This is a genomic window from Streptococcus mitis (assembly GCF_013305725.1).
Taxonomy (GTDB): Bacteria; Bacillota; Bacilli; order Lactobacillales; family Streptococcaceae; genus Streptococcus; species Streptococcus mitis_BO.
Genome location: NZ_CP047883.1, coordinates 1,212,908 through 1,229,821, shown reverse-complemented (window position 1 = coordinate 1,229,821; position 16,914 = coordinate 1,212,908). Strand labels below are relative to the sequence as shown.

Sequence of the window (16,914 nt, the reverse complement as noted above, 5' to 3'; positions counted from 1 at the left end):
GAAGAGACAATATTAGAATTCTGTAATGCAGAAACTCTGATATTGTCTCTTTTTAAAACACTCGATACACGTAGGGATTTTCTGGTTTATTGACTTTGGTAAAGCTGTCAATTTCCAAGGTTGGGAGGTTTTGTTTGAGTTCTTTATGATAGTGATTGACGAGTTTTCCTTTGGCTGTTATCCAGGTGTTATTCTCATATTGACGGGGATTTCCCTTGGTCAGCAATCCATAGACACCAGAATCCGCGATACAGTGAATAATGCCGAAGCGGAACAGAAATTGGCTATTGGCATGACTGGGGTCGTTATAGACAAAGCCTGTGAACTGGACTGTCTTACCCTCAAACTCATCTGGATAGTCGTATATAGCCTCCATGACTTCCATATAGTTTTCATTAGTGATCTGAATACTATCTTGGGACAAGTATTTATCTGCCGCCGTTCGCATCTCCTTTTCATAGGCTGATTTTGAAAAATAAGAACTGGTATCTGGTTTCAAATATTGGCTTGTCGTACCTTCACTTGTCTGAATAGCTTGATCCGTTCCTTCCGATAAGGGGAAATGATAGCCTTTGGCAGAAACGGTCTGAGAATCCAAGCTAACAGTTGGAAAAGTTAAACCGACGACAATAGGAATAGCCAGAAGAGCAATACTCGTCACCTTCGCCAATCGGCTGTTCAGATGACTATGGGTTTTGACTTGCTTCATCCAGATATACAGTTGAACAATAGCCAAGATAAAGGAAAGCACCATGGAGATATAGGCTAGATAGGAATAGTGCATGTTGATGTACTGGTTTAATTTGCCCGACAAATGGAGATAAATGGTCAATTCAAAATAGCCAGCTAAAACTAAAAATCGAATCATAGAATGACTCCAATCAAGAGAGAATATACTAAGACAACGAGTGTCACAATCGTAATGAAGTGACTGATAAATCGTGCTTTCAAGTAATTTTTCATCATGAGAATATTTTTGATATCCAGCATTGGACCAATGACGAGAAAGGCCAGAACTGGTGCCAAGCCGAAACTTGAGAGAAGAGAAGCACCGATAAAGGCATCCGCCTCACTGCAGAGAGAGAGAAGAAAGGCCAAAAGCATCAAGAGTAGGATGGCAAAAAGAGGGGTTGCACTGATAGAGGTCAGAATCCGTGTCGGAACATAGACCTGTATAACAGAGGCGAAGAGACAGCCAAATACCAAATAACGCCCCGTATCAAAAAACTCATCAATAGCTTGCACAAAGACTTGAAAAACTTTCTTTGCAGGACTCAAGTGAGAAAAATCATGCTCATGACAGGCCAAACGATTTTCTTTTTGAATCGGTTCTTGCCAGAAAAATCCTAGAAAAATCCCAAGTATTACAGCTACAAGAATGGAACCAAGAGCTCGTAACAGAGCGACATGGAAGGAGTTGCCAAAGGCAGAATAAGTCGCAAAGAGAACAATGGGATTGATGACAGGTGCTGTTACGAGAAAGGGAACTGCCGTGTAACTGGGAACCTTTTTTTCCAGAAAACGATTGATAATGGGGACAATCCCACATTCACAAGAGGGAAAAAGCATCCCGACAAAGGTCCCAAAAAAGATTCTCCCCCAACGATTTCGAGGGAGAAAATGATAAACCTTGTCAGGTGTGATATAAACCTCAATCAGTCCTGAAACAATACTTCCTATCAGAACGAAGGGTAGGGCTTCAATGATTATAGAGAGAAAAATAGCCCCAGTCTGAAGTACACTAGACGGGAGTTGTTGGAAAGCAGTCATCTAGTTTTTCTTTTCTGCTTTGGCTTTTTTCTCTTTGTCATCAGGGAAAGTGACCTGCTTCAAATCTGGGAGTTTAGCAAACTCTTCAAACATCTTGTCCAAGTCGTCTCGTTTTGTAAATTTTACAGCCATAGGTGTACCTCGATTCTAAACTCTACCCCTATTATACTATTATTTTGAGGAAAAGGGAAAAGTTAAAATTGAGTATCTAACGAATAATAGAGCGTGATATATCCTAATATACACTATGATTGTGATATAATAATTGTGGAATAGCGGAGGAAATGATGGAACATAAAAAGATTGGTCAGGTTACTGACGAGGTAAAAGAAATTTTTAATATTGTTCTTGAAGCTAGTGATATCAAAGTTAACAAAGAAGGTTTAAGAAGTCATATGTTGAAACGGCATCATAATGATGTGATTCATCATATCGAAGACCTGGAACTTATACTAAGTAATCCAGATTTCGTTGGGGTCAATCCACGAGAGAAAGATGCTAGTTTTGAATATGTTAAAAGATTTGATGATAATGTTCTTGTTGCCATTAAGTTACATAAAAGTGGAGATTTCTTTTATGTTCCGACCATGTATCGTTTACAAGATTACAAGTTACAAAGTCGTATTAAGTCTGGTAGATTGAGAAAACTTGACAAAAAAAGTAGATAGTGCTAGAATAATATTAACGAAAGACATTTGAGGGCAGAAAGGTTCCTGCCGCACCTTGAAAAAGGTATCTGAGATGCTGGGTACACCGACCAGCCAAGTGTCCGTTATTTCAAAGGAGGGAGCTTAAATGCTCCTTTTTTGTTTAAAAATTTCAAAATAGATTACACTCACCGCAGGCTCAGGCTTGCGGTTTTTTTATTTCTCAAAAACACGCGTTTTGGACGATTAGAAACAGAAATCTAAATCCTATTGTTCAAAAAAGCGTTTTCTTCAAGAATAAAGAGGGAGAATAGTGGCGAATTATTGTCAAAAATAAAAACAGTGAAATTACTCATAGATTCTTTTGTAATCTAGTAGAATTTTAAATTGAAACCTTCTCAATGAATAGAATATTGAAATGAAGTAAATTTATTTCCCAACTTATGTTTTAAAATTGTAAGAGATAATTTGAATAAGATTGGCTTATGGTATAATAGATTCATGGATAAAAAATATGAAAAAATCTCCCAGGATTTGGGAGTGACGTTAAAGCAAATTGATACTGTTCTAAGTTTGACAGCAGAAGGGGCGACTATTCCCTTTATCGCTCGTTATCGCAAGGACATGACTGGTAGTTTGGATGAGGTGGCAATTAAGGCCATTATCGACTTGGATAAAAGCCTGACCAATCTCAACGACCGCAAGGAAGCTGTCTTGGCTAAGATTCAAGAACAAGGCAAGTTGACCAAGGAGTTGGAAGAAGCTATCTTAGCTGCCGAAAAATTAGCTGATGTAGAAGAACTCTATCTTCCATACAAGGAAAAGCGTCGGACCAAGGCAACTATTGCCCGTGAAGCAGGACTCTTCCCACTTGCTCGCTTGATTTTGCAGAATGTAACTGACTTAGAGAAGGAAGCAGAAAAGTTCGTCTGTGAAGGATTTGCGACTGGTAAGGAAGCCTTGGCTGGTGCAGTTGATATCTTGGTCGAAGCCTTATCGGAAGATGTGGCCTTGCGTTCCATGACTTATCAGGAGGTGCTGAGACACTCTAAACTCACTTCTCAAGTCAAGGATGAAAGTCTTGATGAAAAGCAGGTTTTTCAGATTTATTATGATTTTTCAGAGACGGTTGGGAATATGCAAGGCTATCGTACCTTGGCCCTCAATCGTGGGGAGAAGCTAGGTGTCTTGAAGGTCGGTTTTGAACATGAAACGGACCGTATTCTTGCCTTCTTTGCTGCTCGTTTCAAGGTAAAAAATACCTATATTGATGAAGTTATTCAACAGTCAGTTAAGAAAAAAGTTTTGCCTGCTATCGAGCGTCGTATTCGGACAGAATTGACCGAGAAGGCAGAAGAAGGAGCTATCCAACTCTTTTCTGACAACCTGCGCAATCTTCTCTTGGTTGCTCCGCTGAAAGGGCGCGTGGTTCTTGGATTTGACCCTGCCTTTCGTACAGGTGCCAAGCTGGCTGTCGTGGATGCGACGGGGAAAATGCTGACGACTCAGGTCATTTATCCTGTCAAACCAGCATCAGCTCGTCAAATAGAAGAAGCCAAGAAAGATTTGGCAGACTTGATTGGTCAATACGGCGTGGAAATTATTGCCATTGGAAATGGAACGGCTAGTCGTGAAAGCGAAGCCTTTGTGGCGGAAGTTCTGAAAGATTTTCCTGAAGTCAGCTATGTTATCGTCAATGAAAGTGGTGCTTCGGTCTATTCTGCCAGTGAACTTGCTCGTCAGGAGTTTCCAGACTTGACCGTTGAAAAACGCTCTGCTATTTCTATCGCCCGTCGTTTGCAAGATCCTCTTGCGGAATTGGTCAAAATCGATCCTAAGTCAATTGGTGTCGGTCAATACCAGCACGATGTCAGTCAGAAGAAACTGTCTGAAAGTCTGGACTTTGTCGTAGAAACTGTAGTTAACCAAGTCGGTGTTAATATTAATACGGCCAGCCCAGCTCTTCTTTCCCATGTCGCTGGACTCAATAAAACTATCTCTGAAAATATTGTCAAATACCGTGAGGAAGAAGGGAAAATCACTTCACGCGCGCAAATCAAGAAAGTTCCTCGTCTGGGAGCCAAGGCCTTTGAACAGGCAGCTGGTTTCCTTCGTATCCCTGAAAGTAGCAATATCCTTGATAATACAGGAGTTCACCCAGAAAATTACGCTGCCGTTAAGGAACTTTTCAAACTTTTGGACATTACAGACTTGAATGAAGAAGACCAAAGTAAACTCAAGTCCCTTTCAGTCAAGGAAATGGCGCAAGAACTAGACCTTGGTCCAGAAACCCTTAAAGATATCATTGCAGACCTTCTCAAACCAGGTCGAGATTTCCGTGACTCTTTTGATGCTCCAGTTCTCCGTCAAGATGTACTGGATATCAAGGATCTTGTTGTCGGACAGAAGCTGGAAGGTGTGGTGCGTAATGTCGTTGACTTCGGTGCCTTCGTTGATATCGGGATTCACGAGGACGGTTTGATTCATATTTCCCACATGAGTCGCAAATTTATCAAACATCCCAGCCAAGTGGTATCCGTTGGTGATTTGGTGACAGTCTGGGTCAAGAAAATCGATACTGAACGTGAAAAAGTCAATCTGTCGCTCCTCGCTCCAAATGAAACTGACTGATTACGTCAAACAGGTTTCGCTAGAAGACTTCGGCAGACCTTTTATCCATCAAGCTCAGTGGAATTCTCGTCTACGTTCGACAGGTGGGCGATTTTTCCCAAAAGATGGGCATTTGGATTTTAATCCCAAGGTTTATCAGAAACTGGGTCTGGATGTTTTTAGGAAAATTGTCCGACATGAACTCTGTCATTATCACCTCTATTTTCAAGGGAAGGGTTATCAACACAAGGATCGGGATTTTAAGGAACTGTTGAAAGCAGTGGATGGATTACGTTTTGTGCCCTCCTTGACAAATAGCCACTCCAAACCACTCAAGCTCTATCGTTGCCAATCCTGCCACCAAAGGTATCATCGCAAGCGAAGGATTGATACCAAACGCTATCGCTGTGGACTTTGTCGAGGTAAATTGCTACTGATAAATCAGCCTGAGGACTGATGAAAGCCGAGCCTACCCGTGATATACTATGTCTAACCTAGTAGAAAGAGGTAATATCATGAACAGTAAATTTTATAAAATGAGACGAAATCGCATGATTTCAGGAGTTCTGGCAGGTCTGTCAGACAAGTGGAACTTTGATGTTACCCTTGTTCGTTTTCTGTTTGCCATTTTTACAGTCGCAAATTTTGGACTTGGTGTGATTATCTATATCATCCTAGCTTCTATCATGCCAACCAAGGAAGACATCGAAGCAGAAATGTACGGAACAGGCCCACGTAAACGCAAAGAAGCCCAAGCCATTGACGATAATGAAGGCTGGTTTTGGTGAGGTAAATAAGGAAACAAGCTTTGTATTATAGAAGACAAGGCTTTTTTTCATCTTGTCAACATACATTGCTAAATGGTATAATAAGCGCATGAAACTATTTTAATGGATATTGTAGGACATGTTATACATTCTATTATGAAACTTATCAAGAAGAAAAAATTATAAATTTTAGAAAAAAATGGAGAAGCTTTATGTTTGGACAAAATGTTACAAAATTGATTATTGTTTGCGATGATAAAACTCATGGATACGGTAATTATTTACGTCAACTTGTAAGTACAAATGATGATGAAGATAATTTAATTGTTGGCACAAAAGATGGTGCGATTGAAGTAGCTGTATGGCTCGAAAAGGACTATCTAGCTAATATGGCAACTTTAATCTCTGAACAACACGTACTCTTTATTGGCGAGAATCAATCAAGTAAGAATGAAATATCAAGCATGAACATAAAATTTGAAAAATATGGAATGAAATATGGTTGGTTAGGAAAACGTGGGATGATGCTAGTATCAGAAGTTATTAGTCAACCAGAAACTTATGATGAATTTGTTGATTTTTGTCGTGGATATAAGTCTGACTTTGAAAAGATAGAATTTTCAAAATCACTTCCAGAGCAAGCTTTAGATGCAGTTAATGATGTCGTTGGTGGAAATAAAGCAGCTTTGATAGCAGGAGGTGCACTACTAGGTTTTTTGGCCCCTGGGATTACATTAGCTACTGGTGCAGTGCTAGGTGTTACTCAATTTCTTACAGGAACTGATAAAGAGAAAATCATGGATCAACAATACAGAGGTCTGACAGCAATACTATATTTGGATGGATTATCTGAGTTCTTGGAGGGATAATGAATGGAAGGCTTTAGAGAAGGATACGAATTCTTTCAAAAGCACGCAGGTAATTTTGCAGGACATACTGCTGGTGTACATTATTTAGACTCTGTAGAATCAGAGATAAAGAAGTTGGTGAATAATCTAAATGAATTTGAATATAATGGTGCACGTATAGATACACTAAAGGGAGATGTTGCTGAGTTTTGGCATGCTGGGACTTTTAATATTAATGCAGCTATTAATTCTTCAAAAAACAGGGTACAAGTTGATCGTAGTCATGACTTTGGCTCTGCTGATATTACAGGAATAAACTTCGATGCTGAATTTGGTTTAAAATATTATAAGGATGGGACAGCAAGTGCAATCCAGCAATCGAAAAGTATTTTAAATCGTTTCAATGAATACAAAGCTCGAGGTAGGAATGATAATCTCGAGAAATATTTAGAAGAACGGGGATTATTAGCTGAAACAGATTTAAATTCTCCAGTTTACGCAGGTCAGTATAGAGTAATTCCATCAGATCAGCTAAAAGAAGCTACTATGTTTTTAGAGCAAAAAATAAGAGAAGAAGCTGTAAAGCGACCGGAGCAAGTTCATCGCTATGAAGAAACTCTAAAATTACTGAGTGATAAAGTTAAAGATAATAAGGGGAATGAATCGATTACTTTGTCGGAACAGGAAGCACGTGAACTTGCAAAATTGTCTAAAGAGGGTGGAGTAAATTCTAAGGATTTACACTTAACAACTGAAGAATTGATTAAGTATACCAATATCTTAAGACATGCGTATAAAGCTGGCTTAACTGCAGCAACCATATCAATGGCATTAAGAGTTGCTCCTGAAGTATTGAATGCCATAGCTTATCTAATTAAAAATGGAGAAATTGAAGAATGTCAATTCAAAAAGATAGGATTTGCGGCTATTACAGGTGCAGGTGAAGGATTTGTAAGAGGTACAGTTTCAGCAGCGATTACAGCAAGTTGTAAGGCAGGGCTATGTGGTAGTGCAATGAAATCTATCGATCCATCAGTAGTTGGTGCAGTGACTGTATTAGTGATGAATTCAATGAAAAATTCGTATCAAGTCACTACTGGTAACATGAGTAGAGCTGAGATGGTTAATGAATTAATAAAAGAAATGTTTGTGACAACTTGTGCTTTATCAATGGGTTCTGTGAGCCAATCTCTGATTGAAATTCCTGTACTAGGATACATGATTGGTAGTTTTGTAGGATCGATAGCTGGTTCTGTAATTTACTCTTCAATATATAATCCAGTACTATCATTTTGTGTCGATTCAGGATTTATTCTATTTGGTTTAGTGGATCAAAATTACGAGTTGCCAGAAGAAGTATTAAAAGAAATAGGAATTGAAGTTTTTGAATATGAAAAGTTTGAATACGAACCGTTTGAATATGAGAAGTTTGAATACAAGCGATTTGAATATGAACAATTTGAGTATGAGAAACTTCATACGATATTCCTAAGAAGAGGAGTTATAGGTGTAAATTGTGTAGGATATTTATAATACTTGGATTGGATGTCTTTTATAAGTACGAGTATATTTATAATTATATAGGACAATTTATTTCTATCCGAAATTTTTTTAAGTTAGAGCAGTCAATAACTGTTAAATGCTAAAATAGAAACGCAAAGAAGCTCAAGCCATTGAAGAAAATGATGGATGGTTTTGGTGAGGTAGAAACAGTTATTTTACTGTTAGTCTATGAATTCGACTAATCTATTTTAAAATTTTTGAACCCTTGTATCTGCAAGGGTTTTATTATTACTTTCTTTTTATGGTAAAATATTTTTAATGAAATGGGTATATTTCCCCCAATCTTACAAAAATGTAAGATTAAAGCCTTTTTTGTAAGGTTAGGTTATGGCAAGCGGTCTTTTTTTGATGTAAACTAGACTCATAAAGAACAAAGGAGTAACATCATGAAAAAAATCTTACATAAGAAAACAAGAAAACTAAGCCACAAAGATATCGAGCGCGTTCAGTTGGGGTGCGCTATGATGCAAGCAACATTTCATTTGATGGGATATTAAGAAAGGAGATTCTCATGACACTTTTAGATGTAAAACACGTTCAAAAAATTTATAAAACTCGTTTTCAGGGCAACCAAGTAGAAGCCCTCAAGGATATTCACTTTACCGTCGAAAAAGGCGATTACGTCGCTATCATGGGTGAGTCTGGTTCTGGTAAATCAACTCTTCTCAATATTCTAGCTATGCTGGATAAACCAAGTCGTGGGCAGGTTTACTTAAATGGAACGGACACCGCAACCATTAAAAATTCACAAGCCTCTAGCTTCCGTCGTGAAAAGCTAGGATTTGTCTTCCAAGACTTTAACTTGCTAGATACTCTATCTGTTAAGGATAATATCTTGCTTCCACTTGTCTTGTCAAGAAGACCTATTACGGAGATGATGAAGAAATTGGTGGTGACAGCTGAGAATCTGGGAATCAACCAATTACAAGAGAAGTACCCTTACGAGATTTCAGGAGGGCAGAAACAGCGTGTAGCAGTAGCTCGTGCCATCATCACAGAACCTGAAATTCTCCTTGCGGATGAGCCAACAGGCGCCCTTGACTCCAAGTCATCTGCAGCTCTACTGGATGTTTTTGATGAAATCAATGAGCGTGGACAAACCATTCTTATGGTAACCCACTCAACAGCAGCAGCTAGCAGAGCTAAACGTGTACTCTTTATCAAAGACGGCATTCTTTACAACCAAATCTACCGTGGAGAGAAGACAGAACGTCAGATGTTCCAAGAAATCTCTGATACCTTGACTGTCATGGCAAGCGAGGTGAATTAGTATGTTTCGATTAACCAATAAGTTAGCGGTATCGAACTTGATTAAAAACCGCAAACTCTACTATCCTTTTGCGCTGGCTGTTCTCTTGGCAGTCACCGTCACCTATCTCTTTTACTCCTTAACCTTCAATCCCAAGATTTCGGAAATCCGTGGAGGGACAACCATTCAAGCTACTCTAGGATTTGGTATGTTTGTCGTCACCCTTGCGTCAGCCATTATCGTCCTCTATGCCAATAGTTTTGTCATGAAGAACCGTTCCAAGGAACTAGGAATTTATGGCATGTTGGGCTTGGAGAAGCGTCATCTAATCAGTATGACCTTTAAGGAGTTAGTGGTATTTGGGATTCTAACTGTTGGAGCGGGTATCGGTATTGGAGCCTTGTTTGACAAGTTAATTTTCGCTTTCTTGCTCAAACTGATGAAATTGAAGGTTGAGCTGGTCGCTACCTTCCAAATGAATGTTGTCATTGCAGTACTTGTTGTCTTTGGTTTGATTTTCCTAGGCCTCATGTTCCTGAATGCCCTTCGAATTGCCCGTATGAATGCCCTCCAGCTCTCTCGTGAGAAAGCAAGCGGAGAGAAAAAAGGTCGTTTCCTACCTCTCCAAACTATTCTTGGTTCCATAAGTTTAGGGATTGGATATTATCTTTCCCTTACTGTAAAAGATCCTCTTACAGCCTTAACAACTTTCTTCCTAGCTGTTTTGCTGGTTATTTTTGGAACCTATCTCTTGTTCAATGCAGGTATTACCGTTTTCCTCCAAATCTTAAAGAAAAATAAGAAATACTATTACCAGCCCAATAACCTTATCTCAGTGTCTAACTTGATTTTCCGTATGAAGAAAAATGCGGTTGGACTAGCAACTATCGCAATTTTGTCAACAATGGTTTTGGTAACCATGTCAGCAGCGACTAGTATTTTCAATGCCTCAGAAAGCTTTAAAAAAGTTCTAAATCCTCATGATTTTGGGGTTTCAGGGCAAAATGTTGAAAAAGAAGACTTGGACAAACTCTTGAGCCAGTTTGCAAGTGATAAAGGTTATAAGATTAAAGAGAAAGAAGTGCTTCGTTACGCTTACTTTGGTGTTGCAAACCAAGAAGGTAGCAAGTTAACCCTTTTTGAAAAAGGACAAAATCGTGTCCAACCCACAACAGTTTTCATGGTATTTGACCAAAAAGATTATGAAAATATGACTGGCCAAAAATTGTCTCTATCAGGAAATGAGGTCGGACTCTTTGCAAAGAATGAGGGAGTTAAAGAACAGAAAGCTCTAACTCTAAATGATCATCAATTTTCTGTCAAAGAAGAATTTACTAAAGATTTCATTGTAAACCATGTTCCAAATCAGTTTAATATTTTGACTGCTGATTACAATTACCTTGTTGTACCTAATTTACAAGCCTTTTTGGATCAATTCCCAGATTCGGCTATCTATAATCAGTTTTACGGTGGTATGAATGTAAATGCCAACGAAGAAGAACAACTCAAGGTCGCTGAAGAATATGATAAATACCTCAACCAGTTTAATGCTCAATTAAACACGGAAGGTAGCTATGTGTATGGTAGCAATCTAGCAGATGCTAGTGCTCAAATGAGTGCCCTCTTTGGTGGTGTCTTCTTTATCGGTATTTTCCTATCCATTATCTTTATGGTCGGAACGGTTCTGGTCATCTACTACAAACAAATTTCTGAAGGCTATGAAGACCGTGAACGCTTTATTATCTTGCAGAAAGTCGGTTTAGATCAAAAGCAAATCAAGCAAACCATCAACAAACAGGTTTTAACTGTTTTCTTCCTCCCTTTGCTCTTTGCTTTCCTACACCTAGCCTTTGCCTATCATATGCTTAGCCTGATTCTTAAAGTGATAGGTGTACTGGATGCGACTATGATGTTGACAGTGACTTTGTCTATCTGCGCTGTCTTCCTCATCGCCTATGTGCTGATTTTCATGATTACTTCAAGAAGTTATCGCAAGATTGTGCAAATGTAAAAAAAAATACCTCGACTTCAAAATCGAGGTATTTCTTGTATACTAAATGCTGAAAAGTTGTCCTAGCAAGAAGGTAACTCCCATAGTTAAGAGACCAATAGCAAGGTTCCGAATCATAGCTGTTTTGGTTGGGGCTTTTCCAAGTCTGGCACTAGTGTAACCAGTGAGAAGAAGGGCCACACCGACGATAAGGACAGTAACAGGGATGCGGTAACCACTTGGGAAAACGGTAATTGAAAGCATTGGTGGTAAGCTACCAAGGAAAAAAGAAATAAAGCTAGAGATAGCAGCATGCCAAGGATTGGTAAATTCTTCATACTCAATCCCATATTTTTCCTCTACCAAAGCCTTGAGAGGATTATTTAAAAAGGCCTTGTTGGTCAAAAGTTGAGCAGAGGTTTCGCATTCTCCATTTTGGATATAGGCAGCATAGAGGGACTTTTTGGCTAGTTCCATATCTTGGTCTAGCAAGAGTTTCTCACGCGCAACGGCTGCTTCCTCGGTATCTTTTTGAGTTGAAACGGATACATATTCTCCACCAGCCATTGAAAAGGCACCAGCTAAAATAGCCGCAAAACCTGATAAAAAGATAATCCAGATATTGCTAGTGGCACTGGCAACCCCGATAACCACACCAGCAATGGAAATAATCCCATCATTGGCACCAAGAACACCTGCACGCAGGATATTTAAACGACCTGCAAAATTTGAATCGATTTCGTGATTTGTTTCTGACATACTAATCTCCTTTTTATCCAGTATAAAGGAAACAGGTAATTAAATCAATCTTTTAAAAGTATCTGAAAAAAGTTGCACGATTTTAATTTTACGAGCTTTTTTAAAAGTTAGAAACAGTACTAGCTAGTAGAGAAGGATAAAAGAGATGCAAAGCTGATAGACTCGTCCTTTTTCTAGTTATATATGGTATAATAGGAGGTAGATTTACTAATCGGAGTAAGAAAGATTTTATGATTAAGCTAGTAGCAACGGATATGGACGGAACCTTCCTAGATGGGAATGGATGCTTTGATATGGACCGCCTCAAGTCTCTCTTGGTTTCCTACAAGGAAAAAGGGATTTACTTTGCGGTAGCTTCAGGGCGCGGATTTCTATCCTTAGAAAAATTATTTGCTGATGTTCGTGATGACATTATTTTTATCGCGGAAAATGGCAGTTTGGTCGAATATCAAGGTCAGGACTTGTATGAAGCGACCATGTCTCGTGACTTTTATCTGACGACTTTTGAAATGCTGAAAATGTCACCTTATGTAGATATCAATAAACTGCTCTTGACGGGTAAGAAGGGTTCTTATGTGTTAGATACGGTTGATGAGACCTATTTGAAAGTGAGCCAGCACTATAATGAAAATATCCAAAAAGTAGCGAGTTTGGAAGATATCACAGATGACATTTTCAAATTTACAACCAACTTCACAGAAGAAACGCTGGAAGCTGGTGAAGCTTGGGTCAATGAACATGTTCCTGGTGTTAAGGCCATGACAACTGGCTTTGAATCTATTGATATTGTTCTGGACTATGTCGATAAGGGAGTGGCTATTGTTGAATTAGCTAAAAAACTTGGTATCACAATGGATCAGGTCATGGCGTTTGGAGACAATCTAAATGACTTGCATATGATGCAGGTTGTGGGACATCCTGTAGCTCCTGAAAATGCACGACCAGAAATTTTAGAATTAGCAGAGACTGTGATTGGTCACCATAAGGACCAGTCGGTTATAGCTTATATGGAGGGCTTATAATGGCAGATATAAAATTGATTGCATTGGACTTGGACGGGACCTTGCTGACTACTGATAAAAGGCTGACGGATCGAACCAAGGCAACCTTGAAAGCTGCGCGTGATCGTGGTATCAAGGTCGTATTGACAACTGGTCGTCCCTTAAAAGCTATGGATTTCTTTCTCCATGAGCTAGGGACTAATGGTCGGGAAGATGAGTATACCATTACTTTTAATGGTGGTTTGGTTCAGAAAAATACAGGTGAAATCCTTGATAAGACAGTTTTTTCATATGATGATGTGTCACGCTTGTATGAGGAAACAGAGAAATTATCACTTCCTCTTGATGCTATCTCAGAAGGAACTGTTTATCAGATTCAATCCGACCAAGAAAGTCTTTATGCCAAATTCAATCCAGCTTTGACTTTTGTTCCAGTGGACTTTGCAGACTTATCTAGTCAAATGACTTATAATAAATGTGTGACTGCCTTTGCTCAAGAACCCTTGGATGCAGCCATTCAGAAGATTTCTCCAGAATTGTTTGACCAATATGAAATCTTTAAATCACGTGAAATGTTGCTAGAGTGGTCACCAAAGAATGTTCATAAAGCAACAGGTTTAGCAAAACTAATCAGCCATCTTGGAATTGACCAAAGCCAAGTTATGGCCTGTGGTGACGAGGCCAATGACCTATCTATGATTGAGTGGGCAGGGCTCGGTGTTGCCATGCAAAACGCTGTTCCTGAAGTCAAGGCAGTCGCAAATGTAGTGACTCCAATGACCAATGATGAAGAGGCTGTCGCCTGGGCTATCGAAGAATATGTGCTAAAGGAGAACTAAGATATGGGATTATTTGACCGTCTATTCGGAAAAAAAGAAGAACCTAAAATCGAAGAAGTTGTAAAAGAAGCTCTGGAAAATCTTGATTTGTCTGAAGATGTTGAGCCAGCCTTAACAGAAGCTGAGGAACTTCCTCATGAAGAAGCAGAAGTTGAAAGTTCTGAAGAAGCTGTGTTTAAAGAAGACGAAAATCAAGAGACAGTTGAAGAAAATAACAATTTAGAGCCAGTTGTAAAAGTTCCTCAAGAAGAAATAGAAGAATTACCAAACTCAGAAGAAGTCCCAGATGAAGAGAAGCTTGAGTACGAAGGAACTGTAGAAGAAAATAGTTCTAAAGTGTTTGAACCAGAAAGGCTTCAATCAGAAGAAACTGTTCAGGAAAAATATGACCGCAGTCTTAAGAAAACTCGTACAGGATTTGGTGCTCGTTTAAATGCTTTCTTTGCTAATTTCCGCTCTGTTGACGAAGAATTCTTCGAGGAACTGGAAGAACTGCTGATTATGAGTGACGTTGGTGTTCAAGTCGCTTCTAACTTAACAGAAGAGCTTCGCTATGAAGCTAAACTCGAAAACGCTAAGAAGCCTGATGTACTTCGCAGTGTCATTATCGAGAAATTGGTTGAACTCTATGAAAAGGATGGCAACTACGATGAACAAATCCATTTCCAAGATGGTTTGACAGTTATGCTCTTTGTTGGAGTTAATGGTGTCGGGAAAACAACTTCTATCGGGAAACTAGCCAACCGCTACAAACAAGCTGGTAAGAAGGTCATGCTTGTTGCGGCAGATACCTTCCGTGCAGGGGCGGTAGCCCAGCTAGCTGAATGGGGTCGACGAGTAGATGTTCCAGTAGTGACTGGACCTGAGAAAGCTGACCCAGCCAGTGTGGTCTTTGATGGCATGGAACGTGCTGTGGCTGAAGATATCGATATTCTCATGATTGATACTGCAGGTCGTCTACAAAACAAGGACAACCTTATGGCTGAGTTGGAAAAGATTGGTCGTATCATCAAACGTGTTGTGCCAGAAGCACCGCATGAAACCTTCTTAGCACTTGATGCATCAACAGGTCAAAACGCTCTTGTGCAGGCCAAAGAATTTTCGAAAATTACCCCTTTGACAGGAATAGTCTTGACCAAGATTGATGGAACGGCTCGAGGTGGTGTTGTTTTAGCCATCCGTGAAGAACTCAATATTCCTGTTAAATTGATTGGTTTTGGTGAAAAAATCGATGATATTGGAGAGTTTAACTCAGAAAACTTTATGAAGGGTCTCTTGGAAGGCTTAATCTAATCAGAAACAAAAATCCTGCAAGGAACAAACTTGCAGGATTTTTTTATTCTAAGCGACCATCTTGACGGTAGGCGATATCTGGTTGCCAAGTCCATTTGGCACCGAATTTTTCAAGTAAGTCAAAGCTAGCTTGAGGTCCCATGCTTCCAGCTTTATAGTCATGAAGTGGGGCACCATTTTCAGCCCAGAGTTCTTCGATACGGTCAATCAATTTCCATGACGCACCAACTTCATCCCAGTGGCTAAAGTTAGTTGAGTTGTTATTTAAGACATCATAAATCAATTTCTCGTATGGTTCCGGAGAGGCACCAGTTGCGGTCGCATCTGTACGGTAATCAAGTGAGTTAGGAGCCAAGTTGAATTCTTCTCCTACTTGCTTCCCATTTAGGCTAAGAGAGAAGCCTTCTGTTGGTTGGATATAGATGGTCAAAATGTTTGGAGCAAGTGGTTCTCCAAAGATAGAATCCATTTGTTTAAAGACGATGTTGACATGAGTTCCTTTCTCAGTCAGACGTTTACCAGTACGGAAGAAGAAAGGAACACCACGGAATCGATCGCTGTCTACAAAGAAGGCACCAGATGCAAAGGTTTCAGTTGTTGATTCTGGATTTACATTTGGCTCGCTACGATAAGAGATGTATTTCATGCCATCAATCTTACCAGATCGGTATTGACCACGGATAAAGTGTTCTTTAAGTTCTTCATCAGTTGGATGATAGAGGTTTTTAAAGACCCTAATCTTCTCAGCACGAATCTCGTCTTTTGTGAAGCTTGCTGGCTTGTCCATAGCAAGGAGAGAAAGAAGTTGTAGTGTGTGGTTTTGTACCATGTCACGGAGGGCACCAGATTCATCATAGTAGCCACCACGTTCTTCTACACCCAAGCGCTCTGCAAAGGTAATTTGAACATTGTCGATAAAGTCCTTGTTCCAAACATTTTCAAAGATCAGGTTTGCAAAGCGAACTGCAAAGATGCTTTGGATCATTTCCTTACCAAGATAATGGTCGATACGGAAAATTTGTTCTTCGTCAAATGTTGCTAGGAGTTCGTCATTCAACTTGCTTGCGCTTGCGTAATCTGTACCAAATGGTTTTTCAACGATTAAACGTTCAAAACCTTTACCGTCTACAATGTTTTCAGACTTAAGGTGTTTAGCAATAGTTCCAAAGAACTGAGGTGCCATAGACAAGAAGAAGAGCTTGTTGTGTTCAGCTTGGTACTTGTCATTTAGTTCAGCCTGCAATTGACGTAAAGCAATGTAGTGCTCTGTATCATTGACATCATGACTTTGATAGTAGAAGTGACTAGCAAACTCCTGAGCCTGTTCAGTACTATCTGCTAAATCAAGGATAGATTCGACTACAACAGATTCAAAATATTCCTTGCTCCAAGGACGACGGGCAGTTCCAATAACGGCAAAGTGCTCGGAAAGATTGCCGGATTTATATAGTCTAAAAAGGGAAGGGTAGAGCTTGCGTTTAGCCAGGTCTCCACTCGCACCGAAAATTGTAACAATAACCTTAGATGACATCTAGCTACCTAATTTCTATTTTTATTCCTAGTCTTGCTAGGTATGAG

General features: G+C 39.5%; 16 protein-coding genes. 11 read left to right on the top strand and 5 right to left on the bottom strand.

What is annotated here, in order from left to right; all coding sequences use genetic code 11:
- Positions 1-52 precede the first annotated feature (52 nt).
- From M594_RS06075 to M594_RS10125, 3 genes are read right to left on the bottom strand one after another with little or no spacing between them, the layout of a single operon-like run.
- Positions 53-868, bottom strand: a complete 816-nt coding sequence (locus M594_RS06075) for a TIGR03943 family putative permease subunit (protein WP_173876240.1) — start codon at positions 866-868, stop codon at positions 53-55.
- Entirely contained in the window at positions 865-1,770 is a 906-nt protein-coding gene (locus tag M594_RS06070; protein ID WP_173876239.1) for a permease, read from the bottom strand. The genes M594_RS06075 and M594_RS06070 overlap by 4 nt, the downstream gene beginning before the upstream one ends.
- Positions 1,771-1,902 (bottom strand): SPJ_0845 family protein, encoded by a 132-nt coding sequence (locus M594_RS10125; RefSeq protein ID WP_000268685.1) that lies wholly within the window; start codon positions 1,900-1,902, stop codon positions 1,771-1,773.
- Positions 1,903-2,057: 155 nt separating this feature from the next.
- On the opposite strand from M594_RS10125, the gene M594_RS06065 reads away from it, so the two are divergent.
- The 8 genes from M594_RS06065 (at position 2,058) to M594_RS06030 (ending at position 11,465) form a co-directional block, all read left to right on the top strand.
- Positions 2,058-2,438 (top strand): PBECR2 nuclease fold domain-containing protein, encoded by a 381-nt coding sequence (locus M594_RS06065; protein WP_173876747.1) that lies wholly within the window; start codon positions 2,058-2,060, stop codon positions 2,436-2,438.
- Positions 2,439-2,918: 480 nt separating this feature from the next.
- A complete protein-coding gene (locus tag M594_RS06060; RefSeq protein ID WP_173876238.1) occupies positions 2,919-5,048 on the top strand; it encodes a Tex family protein in 2,130 nt (709 codons plus the stop codon).
- A complete protein-coding gene (locus M594_RS06055; RefSeq protein ID WP_173876237.1) occupies positions 5,035-5,484 on the top strand; it encodes a SprT family protein in 450 nt (149 codons plus the stop codon). Before M594_RS06060 ends, M594_RS06055 begins: the two co-directional genes overlap by 14 nt.
- Before the next feature lie 58 nt (positions 5,485-5,542).
- Positions 5,543-5,815, top strand: coding sequence for a PspC domain-containing protein (locus M594_RS06050; protein ID WP_173876236.1), 273 nt, complete (start codon positions 5,543-5,545; stop codon positions 5,813-5,815).
- A 191-nt stretch (positions 5,816-6,006) separates the two neighbouring features.
- The gene (locus M594_RS06045) at positions 6,007-6,663 is read left to right on the top strand and encodes a hypothetical protein (protein ID WP_173876235.1); all 657 of its coding nucleotides are present in this window, start codon (positions 6,007-6,009) and stop codon (positions 6,661-6,663) included.
- A gap of 3 nt (positions 6,664-6,666) precedes the next feature.
- On the top strand, positions 6,667-8,175 hold the full coding sequence (locus M594_RS06040) for a hypothetical protein (protein WP_173876234.1): 1,509 nt from the start codon (positions 6,667-6,669) through the stop codon (positions 8,173-8,175).
- Between the two features lie 541 nt (positions 8,176-8,716).
- Positions 8,717-9,475: an ABC transporter ATP-binding protein gene (locus M594_RS06035; RefSeq protein ID WP_000173358.1), complete on the top strand. Its 759-nt coding sequence runs from the start codon at positions 8,717-8,719 to the stop codon at positions 9,473-9,475.
- 1 nt (position 9,476) lies between these two features.
- Positions 9,477-11,465: an ABC transporter permease gene (locus M594_RS06030; protein ID WP_173876233.1), complete on the top strand. Its 1,989-nt coding sequence runs from the start codon at positions 9,477-9,479 to the stop codon at positions 11,463-11,465.
- Between the two features lie 42 nt (positions 11,466-11,507).
- Here M594_RS06030 and M594_RS06025 read toward each other — a convergent pair whose 3' ends face one another.
- Complete coding sequence (locus tag M594_RS06025) at positions 11,508-12,203, bottom strand: VIT1/CCC1 transporter family protein (RefSeq protein WP_173876232.1); 696 nt, start codon at positions 12,201-12,203, stop codon at positions 11,508-11,510.
- A gap of 230 nt (positions 12,204-12,433) precedes the next feature.
- Here M594_RS06025 and M594_RS06020 point away from each other — a divergent pair, with 230 nt between their 5' ends.
- From M594_RS06020 to ftsY, 3 genes are read left to right on the top strand one after another with little or no spacing between them, the layout of a single operon-like run.
- On the top strand, positions 12,434-13,225 hold the full coding sequence (locus M594_RS06020; protein ID WP_173876231.1) for a Cof-type HAD-IIB family hydrolase: 792 nt from the start codon (positions 12,434-12,436) through the stop codon (positions 13,223-13,225).
- Positions 13,225-14,043, top strand: a complete 819-nt coding sequence (locus M594_RS06015; protein ID WP_173876230.1) for a Cof-type HAD-IIB family hydrolase — start codon at positions 13,225-13,227, stop codon at positions 14,041-14,043. The genes M594_RS06020 and M594_RS06015 overlap by 1 nt, the downstream gene beginning before the upstream one ends.
- A 3-nt stretch (positions 14,044-14,046) precedes the next feature.
- Positions 14,047-15,336, top strand: coding sequence for a signal recognition particle-docking protein FtsY (gene ftsY / locus M594_RS06010; RefSeq protein WP_150922399.1), 1,290 nt, complete (start codon positions 14,047-14,049; stop codon positions 15,334-15,336).
- Between the two features lie 43 nt (positions 15,337-15,379).
- Here ftsY and zwf read toward each other — a convergent pair whose 3' ends face one another.
- Complete coding sequence (gene zwf / locus M594_RS06005) at positions 15,380-16,867, bottom strand: glucose-6-phosphate dehydrogenase (RefSeq protein WP_150922400.1); 1,488 nt, start codon at positions 16,865-16,867, stop codon at positions 15,380-15,382.
- Positions 16,868-16,914: the final 47 nt, after the last annotated feature.

Coding starts and splice junctions, on each gene's coding strand:
- M594_RS06075 (WP_173876240.1), bottom strand. CDS start 868: ATGATTCGATTTTTAGTTTTAGCTGGCTATTTTGAATTGACCATTTAT.
- M594_RS06070 (WP_173876239.1), bottom strand. CDS start 1,770: ATGACTGCTTTCCAACAACTCCCGTCTAGTGTACTTCAGACTGGGGCT.
- M594_RS10125 (WP_000268685.1), bottom strand. CDS start 1,902: ATGGCTGTAAAATTTACAAAACGAGACGACTTGGACAAGATGTTTGAA.
- M594_RS06065 (WP_173876747.1), top strand. CDS start 2,058: ATGGAACATAAAAAGATTGGTCAGGTTACTGACGAGGTAAAAGAAATT.
- M594_RS06060 (WP_173876238.1), top strand. CDS start 2,919: ATGGATAAAAAATATGAAAAAATCTCCCAGGATTTGGGAGTGACGTTA.
- M594_RS06055 (WP_173876237.1), top strand. CDS start 5,035: ATGAAACTGACTGATTACGTCAAACAGGTTTCGCTAGAAGACTTCGGC.
- M594_RS06050 (WP_173876236.1), top strand. CDS start 5,543: ATGAACAGTAAATTTTATAAAATGAGACGAAATCGCATGATTTCAGGA.
- M594_RS06045 (WP_173876235.1), top strand. CDS start 6,007: ATGTTTGGACAAAATGTTACAAAATTGATTATTGTTTGCGATGATAAA.
- M594_RS06040 (WP_173876234.1), top strand. CDS start 6,667: ATGGAAGGCTTTAGAGAAGGATACGAATTCTTTCAAAAGCACGCAGGT.
- M594_RS06035 (WP_000173358.1), top strand. CDS start 8,717: ATGACACTTTTAGATGTAAAACACGTTCAAAAAATTTATAAAACTCGT.
- M594_RS06030 (WP_173876233.1), top strand. CDS start 9,477: ATGTTTCGATTAACCAATAAGTTAGCGGTATCGAACTTGATTAAAAAC.
- M594_RS06025 (WP_173876232.1), bottom strand. CDS start 12,203: ATGTCAGAAACAAATCACGAAATCGATTCAAATTTTGCAGGTCGTTTA.
- M594_RS06020 (WP_173876231.1), top strand. CDS start 12,434: ATGATTAAGCTAGTAGCAACGGATATGGACGGAACCTTCCTAGATGGG.
- M594_RS06015 (WP_173876230.1), top strand. CDS start 13,225: ATGGCAGATATAAAATTGATTGCATTGGACTTGGACGGGACCTTGCTG.
- ftsY (WP_150922399.1), top strand. CDS start 14,047: ATGGGATTATTTGACCGTCTATTCGGAAAAAAAGAAGAACCTAAAATC.
- zwf (WP_150922400.1), bottom strand. CDS start 16,867: ATGTCATCTAAGGTTATTGTTACAATTTTCGGTGCGAGTGGAGACCTG.